Origin of the sequence: Methylobacterium gregans (genome assembly GCF_022179245.1) — a bacterium.
GTDB classification, from domain to species: domain Bacteria; phylum Pseudomonadota; class Alphaproteobacteria; order Rhizobiales; family Beijerinckiaceae; genus Methylobacterium; species Methylobacterium gregans.
Map to the genome: position 1 here is coordinate 18,237 of NZ_BPQM01000024.1, position 9,721 is coordinate 27,957.

Below are 9,721 nucleotides of genomic sequence, written 5' to 3' on the forward strand. Positions count from 1 at the left end.
TCATCTCCCCTGCCACGCGCCCTGCTCGGCCCGGCGTCGGGCGAGAACTTCGGGCCCGGTCTCGCCGAGATCCCAGAACAGGCCGGCCATCAGCCCCAGCGCCTCGCGGGTCTGCGGCCCGAGCAGGTGCTCGTCGGGCGCGTGCTGCGAGCAGGCCGGGTAGGAATGCGGCACCCAGAGGGTGGGCAGGCCGAGGATCTCCGAGAAGGCGTCGTTCGGCAGCGAGCCGCCGAGGTTCGGCAGCAGCGCCGGGCGCTTGCCGGTGCTCTCGGCGATCGAGGCCAGCGCCCAGCCGACCCAGGGATCCTCCACCGGCAGGCGGGTGGCGCGGAAGACCTCGGCACGGCAGGCCTGGACCGCGACCATCGGGAAGCCGTTGGCGTCGAGATGCGCCCGGACGGCGCCGATCAGCCCCTGCCAGTCCGTGCCGACGACGAAGCGCAGCTGCAGGGTCGCCTTGGCCGAGGGCGGAACGGCGTTGAGCGGCCCGTCTGGATCGCCGCACTTGAAGGCCAGCACCTCCAGCGTGTTCCAGGCGAAGACCCGCTCGGCCGGCGAGAGGCCGGGCTCGCCCCAATCCGCGTCGATCTCCGGCGCGTTCGCGTCGCCGCCGACCGTGATGTCGGCGAGCGCCGCGCGCACGCCCTCCGGGATCGGCGGCGGGCGCAGCGCCTCGATCAGGATGCGGCCTCGGCCGTCCACGAGGCTCGCGATGGCGCTCGCCAGCACGGTGCCGGGGTTGCGCAAGAGGCCGCCCCAATTTCCCGAATGGTGGCCGCCCGCGCGCAGGTCCACCACCAGCTCGAAGTTGAAGCCGCCGCGCGAGCCCAGGAACAGGGTCGGCCGCTCGGCGCTGATCCGCGGCCCGTCCGAGGCGATGAGGAGGTCGGCCCTCAGCGCCCCCGCCTCCTGCCGGCAGATCTCGCGCAGGCCCGGCGAACCCGATTCCTCACCCATCTCGATCAGGAGCTTGACGTTGAAGCCGAGCCGGCCGCCGCGGGCCCGCATCACGGCCTCCAGCGCGCCGAGATTGAGCACGTGTTGGCCCTTGTTGTCGGCGGTGCCGCGGCCGTACCAGCGCTCGCCCTCGACGACGATCTCCAGCGGGTGCAGGCCGGCGCGCCACTGCTCGGGGTAGTTCCGCACCGTGTCGCCGTGGCCGTAGACCAGCACGGTCGGCAGGTCGTCGCCCTCGCGGCGGGTGCCGATCAGGAAGGGCCCGTGCACGCCGTCCGGATTGTCGAGGATCCGGCTCTCGAAGCCGAGCCGGGCGATCAGCGGCGCCACGAAGTCGGACAGATAGGCCCGGAGCTGGGGCACCTGGCCCGACGCCTGGCTCTCGGTGGGGCGGCCGACCGCGTCCTGCAGGACGGCGCGGAAGGTTCCGTCGTCGTAGTGCCGTTCCGCCAGGGCGACGGCGTCGGTTCGGGACATGGCTTTCCGCTCTGGTTCTCGAATCGGGAGGTTCGGGCGTCGCCGGCCGTCAGTGCCGGCCCTCGGGGGCGGTGATGTCGCGCACGCCGTCGCCCAGCAGGTTGATGGCAAGCACGAGGACGAGGAGCGCCACCCCCGGGATGGTGATCACCCAGGGCTGGAAGAACATGTACTGCTTGCCCTCGGCGATCATCAGGCCCCAGGAGGGCAGCGGCGGCTGCACGCCGAGGCCGAGGAAGGAGAGCGCGGCCTCCAGCAGGATCGCGTGCGCCATCTCGAGCGTCGCGACGACGATCAGGGCGTTCATGATGTTGGGCAGGATCTCCTGGACCAGGATCCGGGCAGTGCCGAAGCCCGAGGCCTGGGCGGCCGCCACGAAGTCCTGGCCGCGCACCTGCCGGGTCGCCGCGCGGGTGACGACCGCGAAGCGGTCCCAGAGCAGCAGGCCCAGCACCAGCACCACGACCTTCAGGGAGCCGCCGACCAGCGAGGCCATGGCGAGCGCCACCAGCACCACCGGCATGGCGAGCCGGGTGGTGACGACGTAGCTGACCAGCGCATCGACCCGGCCGCCGAAATAGCCCGCCAGGATGCCGAGCGTGGTGCCGATGATCCCCGAGATCAGGGCCGCCGAGAGCCCGATCAGCAGGGAGATCTGGCTGCCGTAGATCAGGCGGCTCAGGTAGTCGCGCCCGAGCTTGTCCGTGCCGAGCACGTGCTCCCACGAGCCCTTGGCGTGCCAGACCGGCGGGATCAGGCGCCGCGAGACGTCCTGCGCGTAGGGATCGTGGGGGGCGATGAGCGGCGCGGCGAGCGCCGCCAGCACGATGAGGCCGAGGATGCCGGCCCCGATCAGGAAGCCGCCATGGTGCAGGCCGCGCCGGAGCGCGAGCGCGGTCGGTGAGCGGGCCGGCGCCAGCGGCGCGGCGGTCTCCGCGGGGGCCGGGATCAGCATCTCGGGAGCAAGGCCGGACGCGGCCGGCGGGGAGGCGGGCTGGATCGTCATGAGCGCAGGCGCGGATCGAGGAGGGCGTTGAGGAGATCGGCGGCCAGCGTCAGGGCGATGTAGATCATCGCCAGCACCAGCACGATCGCCTGGACGACGGGGAAGTCGTTGCGGGCGATGGATTCCCAGGCGAGCTGGCCGAGGCCCTGGAGCGAGAACACCGCCTCGATCACGATCGAGCCGCCCAGCATGAAGCCGAACTGCACCGCGGCGAGCGCGATCACCGGGATCACGGCGTTGCGGAGCGCGTGGCGGACCAGGACCTTGCGGGGCGGGAGCCCCTTGGCGCGGGCGGTGCGGACGTAGTCCGAGGCCAGCACCTCCAGCATGCCGTTGCGGGTGAGCCGCATCACGGCTGGCATGGCGTAGTAGCCGAGCGCGACGGCCGGCAGCACGAAGTGCTTCCAGGTCGCGTTGCCGGAGACCGGCAGCCAGCGCAGGTTGACCGAGAAGATCATGATGAGCGTCAGGCCGAACCAGAAGCTCGGCATGGCCTGGCCGAGCACCGAGACGGCGAGCGCCGTCCGGTCGATCCAGGTGTCGCGGCGGACCGCCGCCAGGACGCCGAGCGGGATCGCCACGAAGAGCGCCACGCAGAGCGCGACGACGCCGAGCGTCAGGGTTACCGGCAGGCGCGAGGCGATGAGGTCGGAGACCCGCTCGCGGAAGTAGAACGAGTTGCCGAAATCGAGCTGCAATGCGCGGCCCGCCCAGTCGGCGAACTGGACGAGGAGCGGCTGGTCGAGGCCGTATTGCTGGCGGATCGCCGCGATCTGCTCGCCCGTGGCCTCGGGCCCGGCGATCGCGGTGGCGAGGTCGCCCGAGAGGTGGAGGAGCAGGAAGCTCGCCACCGAGACGGTGATCGCGACGCTGATCGCGACCAGGATGCGGCGGAGCGCGAAGCCGAGCATGGCGGCCTCACTTCCACGAGGCGGCGTAGAAGCGCGGCACCTCGTCCGGCTGCGCGGTGAAGTTCAGGTCCTGCGAGAAGGCGTAGTTCGATGGGTAGGAGAACATCGGCAGCGCGTAGGCCTCCGCCGCGATGCGCTTGAGCGCCTCGGCGTACTTCGCCTTGCGGGCCTGCGGGTCCGTGCCGGTGTCGCCCGCCTGGAGCAGGGCGATCACGGCCGGGTCCTTCGTCAGGTCCTCCTCGCCGCCGCGGAAATAGACGCCCGTGAAGGCCGAGACGTCGTTGACCGAGAAGGAGCCCCAGGTCTGGAAGCCGATCGAGACCTTGCCGCCCCGCAGCGCCTCGCGGAAGGCGGCGAAGCGCAGGTAGTTCAGCCGCGCCTTGATGCCGACGGCCCGCAGATAGCCGATCACAGCCTCGGCGTAGTCGCGCTCGCGGTAGGCGGCGAGATCGATCTCGAACCCGTCCGGGTAACCCGCCTCCTTCAGGAGCGCCCTGGCCTTGGCCGGGTCGTAGGCGTAGCGCGGCACGCCCGCGTCGGTGCAGCCGATCTGGTCGATGAAGCAGACCGAGTTCATCACCCGCGCGCCGCCGCGCACGAGGTTGTCGACCATGGCCTTGCGGTCGATGGCGTAGGAGATCGCCTGCCGCACGCGCGCATCCTTCAGCGGCGAGTTCGCCTGCGCCCGGCCGAGCACGTCGAACTGCAGGAAGCCGACCCGCATCGTCTCGGCCGACAGCACCGTGACGCCGGGCGCCGCTTTCAGCTGCTCGGCCTGGTCGGTCGGCACGCGCCAGATCCAGTCGATGCCGCCGGTGACGAGCTCGGCCATGCGGCTGTCGCCGTCCGGGATGACGCGGAACTCCAGCTTGCCGATCTTGGGCTTGGCGATCGGACCACCGGTCCAGTAGCCCTCGAACCGCTCCATCTTCACGCCGCGGCCGTTCTCGACGCCGACGACGCGGTAGGGCCCGCTGCCCACCGGCGCCTTGCTGAACCCGTCGAGCCCGACCTTCTTGAAGTAGGCTGCCGGGAAGATCGGCGTCGGGCCAGCGAGGTATTCGAGGGCTGCCGGGAACGGCGCCTTGAGGTGGATGCGGACGCTGTTCTTGCCTGTCACCTCCGCGGACTTCATCCAGTCCACGTTGCCCTTGGTCACCACCCGGGCCTCGGGGGTCAGCACGTAGTTGAAGGTGAAGGCCACGTCCTCGGGCGTGAGCGGGTCGCCGTTGTGGAAGCGCACGCCCTCGCGGATGGTGAGATCCAGCGTGACCGGATCCACCCAGGTCCAGGCGGTCGCCAGCATCGGCTTGTAGTCGCCGGTCGCCGGGTCGCGGTAGAGCAGCGTGTCCCAGACGTTGCGGGCGAGGATCACACCCTCGCGCAGGCTGTTGTGATAGGGGCTGACGTTCTCGGGCTCGCTGTCCGAGGCGTAGACCAGGGTGTCGTTCGCCTTGCCGGCCAGCGCCGGCGCAGTGAGCGCGGTCGCGGTGAGCAGAAGGGCTGCGAGCGTCTGTCTCAGCATGTCGGGTCCGCCTCCGGAGCGCGGCGGCCCGCGCCCGAATCCCGCTTCGAGCCGTGCCGCTTTTTTCACCCTGCCAGAGTGTTGTGCAGGATCGATCGCAACAAGTAGAATTTGGCGATCGCATCGTTGCCGTATCGGCAAGGCAGGCCGGGTGGAGCGACACGTGCAGACGACGAGCCTGCGTTACTTCCTCACTGTGGCGCGCACCGGCTCGATCGCGGCGGCCTCCAGTCAGCTCAACGTCGCCGCCTCCGCGATCAGTCGTCAGATCGCCAATCTCGAGGCCGAGCTCGACTGCGTGCTGTTCGAGCGGCGCCCGCGCGGCATGGTGCCGAGCCCGGCCGGCGAGCGCCTGGCCCAGCACGCCCAGCATGTGCTGCTGCGGGCCGAGCAGGTCGTCGCCGAGATCCAGGAACTGCAGGGCCTCGTCCGGGGGCTCATCCGGATCGCCTGCTCGGAGGGCTTCGCGCTCGATCTCGTGCCGAAGGTCATCGCGGGCTTCCACGCGCGCTATCCCGGGATCCGCTTCGAGCTGACGATACTGCCGCCCGCGCAGGTCACGCACGTCGTCGCCGCCGGCGAGGCCGATATCGGCGTCACCTTCAGGCGGGCGCCGACCCCACCGGTGGCCGTGGTCTACGAGACCGAGGTCGAGATGGTCGCCCTGGCCGCGCCCGATCATCCGCTCGCGGGATCCGCGATGATCCAGCTCCCCGATCTCGCGGCCTTCCCGCTCGCGCTGCCCACGCGCGACACCACCATCCGCCTCGTCTTCGAGGCGGCCTGCCACGCCGAGGGGATCGCGATCGAGCCGGTGCTGACCTCGAACCTTCTGTCGGCGCTCCTGTCCTTCGTGCGCTCCACGAAGGGGCTCGCCCTGATGTCGGCGCTCTCCGTCCAGACCCCGGTGCAACTCGGCGAACTGGTCCAGATCCCGCTCCGGGCGCGGAGCAGCCTCCTGCGCGGCATCCAGGTCCAGACCATGCGCGACCGCCGCTTGCCCCGCGCCGTGACGGTCTTCCTGCACGCGCTGATCGCCGCGCTGCCGGCATCCGGCACCCGCCCGATTCCCGCGGATCAGCTCTGAGCCGGGCAGGCGCCCGGATCCGCGCGCGGCGTCTCAGGCGGTGCGGGGCCGGGATCCGGAGAGGCTCCGCCAGGCCGGCATCAGGACGTGACCCGTCAGCGGGATGAGGAGCGCGCCGACCGCGAGACCGACGAGGCCGGAGGCCGCGGCCGTGACGAGCCACGCGACGAGGCCGCGCGCCGCCGGCAGCAGCGCCGCCACGGCCTCGCCCGCCGCATGGATCGCGTGGGCCGGGGCCGCGAGGCCGTAGGTCTCCAGCCCGTGCAGCAGGATGCCGCCGCCGACCCAGATCATCGCGGCCGTGCCGACGACCGCGAGGAGCTTCAGGAGGCCGGGCATGCCCCCGACGATGGCCCGCCCGACGCCGCGGGCGAGGCTGCCGAGCGGCGGGCGCGCGGTGCTGCCGGCGAGCGCCAGACCCGCATCGTCGGCCTTCACGATCAGGGCGACGGCGCCGTAGACGGCCGCGGTGATACCGAGCGCCACGACGGCCAGGACGGCCGCCCGCATCCAGAAGCTTCCCTCGGGAATGGCTGCCAGCGTGATCGCCATGATCTCGGCGGAGAGGATGAAGTCGGTCTTGATGGCGCTCGCCACCCGGCGGTCCTCCACCGCCCGCTCGTCGCCCGCGACGGCGAGCCCGTCCTCGTGCGCGTGGGCGCGGTGGGGGAACACGGCCTCGTAGACCTTCTCGGTGCCCTCGTAGCAGAGATAGGCACCGCCCAGCATGAGCAGCGGGGTGATCGCCCAGGGAGCGAACGCGCTGAGCGCCAGCGCGCCCGGCAGCAGGAACAGGAGCTTGTTGCGCAGCGACCCCGCCGCGATCCGGCCGACGATCGGCAGCTCGCGCTCGGCGGCGAAGCCCACGACGTAGCGCGGCGTGACCGCCGCATCGTCGATGACCACGCCCGCGGCCTTGGTCCCGGCCTTGGCCGCCTGTCCCGCCACGTCGTCGAGGGAGGCGGCGGCCGTCTTGGCCAGCGCCGCGACGTCGTCCAGCAGGGCGATCAGTCCGATGCTCACAGGTCACCCTCGGTGTGCGACAGCTACGCTGTAAAGACGAGCGAGCGCGGCGTTTGATCCATCGCGCCGGGCCTGAGGGATCTCCCTCCATGGCCCGGCAGTTCCGCCAGGATGGCCGCGACCGTCCTCACCGTCTCCGTCGCGCGGGGGCGGCCGCGGTGCGGGCGCGGCCCGCCTCGCCGTGGACCGAGGCGGCCTCGGGGAGCGCCCTGATGAGGCGGTCCCGGGCGGTACAGCCGCACGCCCCACGGCCTCGTCAGCCTCGGTCGGCCGAGGAGCACCGGACGTGCCGCGATCGGATCGCGTCGTCGCAAGCCGGATCGGTCAGGCTTGGTCCGGTTCGTGCCTGCCCCGGCGGGGCGCCGGGCCCCCCGTCGTCGGCGATGTCCGCTCGGGCGTGGGCCGGAACCCGGCGCCGCGAACAGCTCGACTTCGCTCGGCCATCGCACCCCCCGTCGGCGGAGGCACGGCCGCCGCGACCGGCCGGACAGCCCTCCTCTCTATAGGGTACGACCGAGCCGCCGGGGGCCTGACGGCGACGGGGCGCCCATCCTCACCCGCGTAAGGACGTGAAAACGCATGGCCGATTTCGACCTCGCCATCCGGGGCGGCACGGTGGTCACCGCCACCGATACCCTGCGCGCCGATCTCGGCATCCGCGCCGGGCGCATCGCGGCCGTGGCCGAGCGCATCACCGATGCCGCCCGCACCCTCGACGCGTCCGGACTCCTCGTCCTGCCCGGCGGCATCGACAGCCACGTCCACATCGCGCAGGCCTCGGGGCCGGGCATCGTGATGGCTGACGATTTCGCCTCGGCCACGCGGGCGGCCGCCGCCGGGGGCAACACCTGCGTGATGCCCTTCGCCCTCCAGCCGCGCGGCGCGTCCCTGCGGGAGGCCACCCACGCCTACCGGGCGCTCGCCGAGGGGCGGTGCCACATCGACGTGGCCATCCACCTCATCGTCTCCGACCCGACGCCGGCGGTGCTCGGCCAGGAACTGCCGGCCCTGATCGCCGAGGGCTACACCTCGTTCAAGGTCTTCATGACCTACGACGACCTCGTCCTGAACGACCGCCAGATCCTCGACGTGTTCGACCTCGCCCGCCGCGAGGGCGCGCGCGTGATGGTCCATGCCGAGGGCTACGACACCATCCGGTACATGACCGAGAAGCTGGAGCGCGCCGGGCAGACCGCGCCCTACGGACACGCCCTGTCGCGGCCGGAACTCGTGGAGCGCGAGGCGGCACACCGCGCGATTGCCCACGCCGAGCTGGTCGACCTGCCCATCGTGATCGTCCACGTCTCGGGGGAGCAGGCCATGGAGCAGATCGCCTGGGCCCGCGCGCGCGGCCTGAAGATCCACGCCGAGACCTGCCCGCAATACCTCACGCTGACGGCCGAGGACCTGAAGGGGCGCGGCGCCGCCGACCCGATGGCGGGCGCGAAGTACGTCTGCTCGCCCCCGCCCCGCGACAGCGCGAGCCAGGCCGCGATCTGGCGCGGCCTGGAGACGGGCGTGTTCGAGATCGTCTCCTCCGACCACTGCCCGTTCCGCTACGACGACCCGAGCGGCAAGCTGAATCCCCGCGCGCGGGATTCCTTCCGCTACGTGCCCAACGGCATCCCGGGCATCGAGACGCGGCTGCCGATCCTGTTCTCGGAGGGCGTCTCGAAGGGACGGATCTCCCTGAACCGCTTCGTGGAGCTCACCGCCACGAACCACGCCAAGCTCTACGGCCTCTACCCGCGCAAGGGATCCATTGGGGTGGGGTTCGACGCGGATCTGACGCTCTGGGACCCGAACCGCCGCGAGACGATCACCCAGGCGAACCTGCACCACGGCGCGGACTACACGCCCTGGGAGGGATTCGGGGTGACGGGCTGGCCGGTCATGACCATCGCGCGCGGCGCGGTGGTCGCGCAGGACGGCCGCGTGACGGGCGCCCCGGACCAGGGGCGGGTGATCGACCGGACGGTGCAGGCCGTACCGCCGCGCTAGGCCGCGACGGCGACGTCCCTGCCCGCCCGGCCCTCGGCTGGCCCGTCCCTTGCTGGGCCGGCCGAGGGAGAGATGCATGGATGTCGAGCTGATCCGCCTGACCAAGCGCTACGGCAGCACGGTTGCCGTGGACGGCATCGACCTCAAGGTCCGCTCCGGCGCCTATTGCTGCCTGCTCGGCCCCTCGGGCTGCGGCAAGACCACGACCCTGCGGATGATCGGCGGCCACGAGACGGTGTCCTCCGGCGACGTGGTCATCGGCCCGCGCGCGGTGGGCGACGCCGCGCCGGCGGAGCGCGGCACCGCGATGATGTTCCAGAGCTACGCCCTGTTCCCCCACCTCGATTGCCGCGACAACGTCGCCTTCAGCCTGAAGATGCGGGGCGTGGGCAAGGCCGAGCGCCGCGCGCGGGCGCTCGCCATGCTCGACCTCGTGCAGATGGCCCACCTCGCCGAGCGGATGCCGGCCCAGCTCTCCGGCGGCCAGCAGCAGCGCGTGGCGCTCGCCCGCGCCCTCGTCACCGGCCCCAAGGTCCTGCTCCTCGACGAGCCGCTCTCGGCCCTCGACCCGTTCCTGCGGGTGCGGATGCGGACCGAGCTGAAGCGGATCCAGGCCGAGCTCGGCCTCACCTTCATCCACGTCACCCACAGCCAGGAGGAGGCGATGGCGCTCTCCGACCTCGTGGTGGTGATGAATGGCGGCCGCCTGCTCGATGCGGCCGCCATTCATCACC

At 71.8% G+C, this 9,721-nt stretch carries 8 protein-coding genes; 3 read left to right on the forward strand and 5 right to left on the reverse strand.

Annotated elements, in window-relative coordinates; translation table 11 throughout:
• Genes MFF54_RS05430 through MFF54_RS05445 form a run of 4 tightly spaced genes read right to left on the reverse strand, consistent with a single transcriptional unit; the run spans position 1 to position 4,876 of the window.
• On the reverse strand, positions 1–1,434 hold the full coding sequence (locus MFF54_RS05430) for a M20 family metallopeptidase (protein ID WP_238301599.1): 1,434 nt from the start codon (positions 1,432–1,434) through the stop codon (positions 1–3).
• A 49-nt stretch (positions 1,435–1,483) separates the two neighbouring features.
• On the reverse strand, positions 1,484–2,440 hold the full coding sequence (locus tag MFF54_RS05435; RefSeq protein ID WP_370880193.1) for an ABC transporter permease: 957 nt from the start codon (positions 2,438–2,440) through the stop codon (positions 1,484–1,486).
• Positions 2,437–3,351, reverse strand: coding sequence for an ABC transporter permease (locus MFF54_RS05440; protein WP_238301600.1), 915 nt, complete (start codon positions 3,349–3,351; stop codon positions 2,437–2,439). The genes MFF54_RS05435 and MFF54_RS05440 overlap by 4 nt, the downstream gene beginning before the upstream one ends.
• A 7-nt stretch (positions 3,352–3,358) precedes the next feature.
• Positions 3,359–4,876, reverse strand: coding sequence for an ABC transporter substrate-binding protein (locus tag MFF54_RS05445; protein ID WP_238301601.1), 1,518 nt, complete (start codon positions 4,874–4,876; stop codon positions 3,359–3,361).
• 163 nt (positions 4,877–5,039) lie between these two features.
• On the opposite strand from MFF54_RS05445, the gene MFF54_RS05450 reads away from it, so the two are divergent.
• Positions 5,040–5,963, forward strand: coding sequence for a LysR family transcriptional regulator (locus MFF54_RS05450; protein ID WP_238301602.1), 924 nt, complete (start codon positions 5,040–5,042; stop codon positions 5,961–5,963).
• A gap of 33 nt (positions 5,964–5,996) precedes the next feature.
• Here MFF54_RS05450 and MFF54_RS05455 read toward each other — a convergent pair whose 3' ends face one another.
• On the reverse strand, positions 5,997–6,986 hold the full coding sequence (locus MFF54_RS05455) for a DUF808 domain-containing protein (protein WP_238301603.1): 990 nt from the start codon (positions 6,984–6,986) through the stop codon (positions 5,997–5,999).
• 579 nt (positions 6,987–7,565) lie between these two features.
• Between MFF54_RS05455 and hydA the strand changes: the two genes are divergently transcribed.
• The gene (gene hydA / locus MFF54_RS05460; protein ID WP_238301604.1) at positions 7,566–8,987 is read left to right on the forward strand and encodes a dihydropyrimidinase; all 1,422 of its coding nucleotides are present in this window, start codon (positions 7,566–7,568) and stop codon (positions 8,985–8,987) included.
• A 76-nt stretch (positions 8,988–9,063) separates the two neighbouring features.
• Positions 9,064–9,721: ABC transporter ATP-binding protein (locus MFF54_RS05465; RefSeq protein ID WP_238301605.1), on the forward strand; the 658-nt coding region annotated here is incomplete at its 3' end.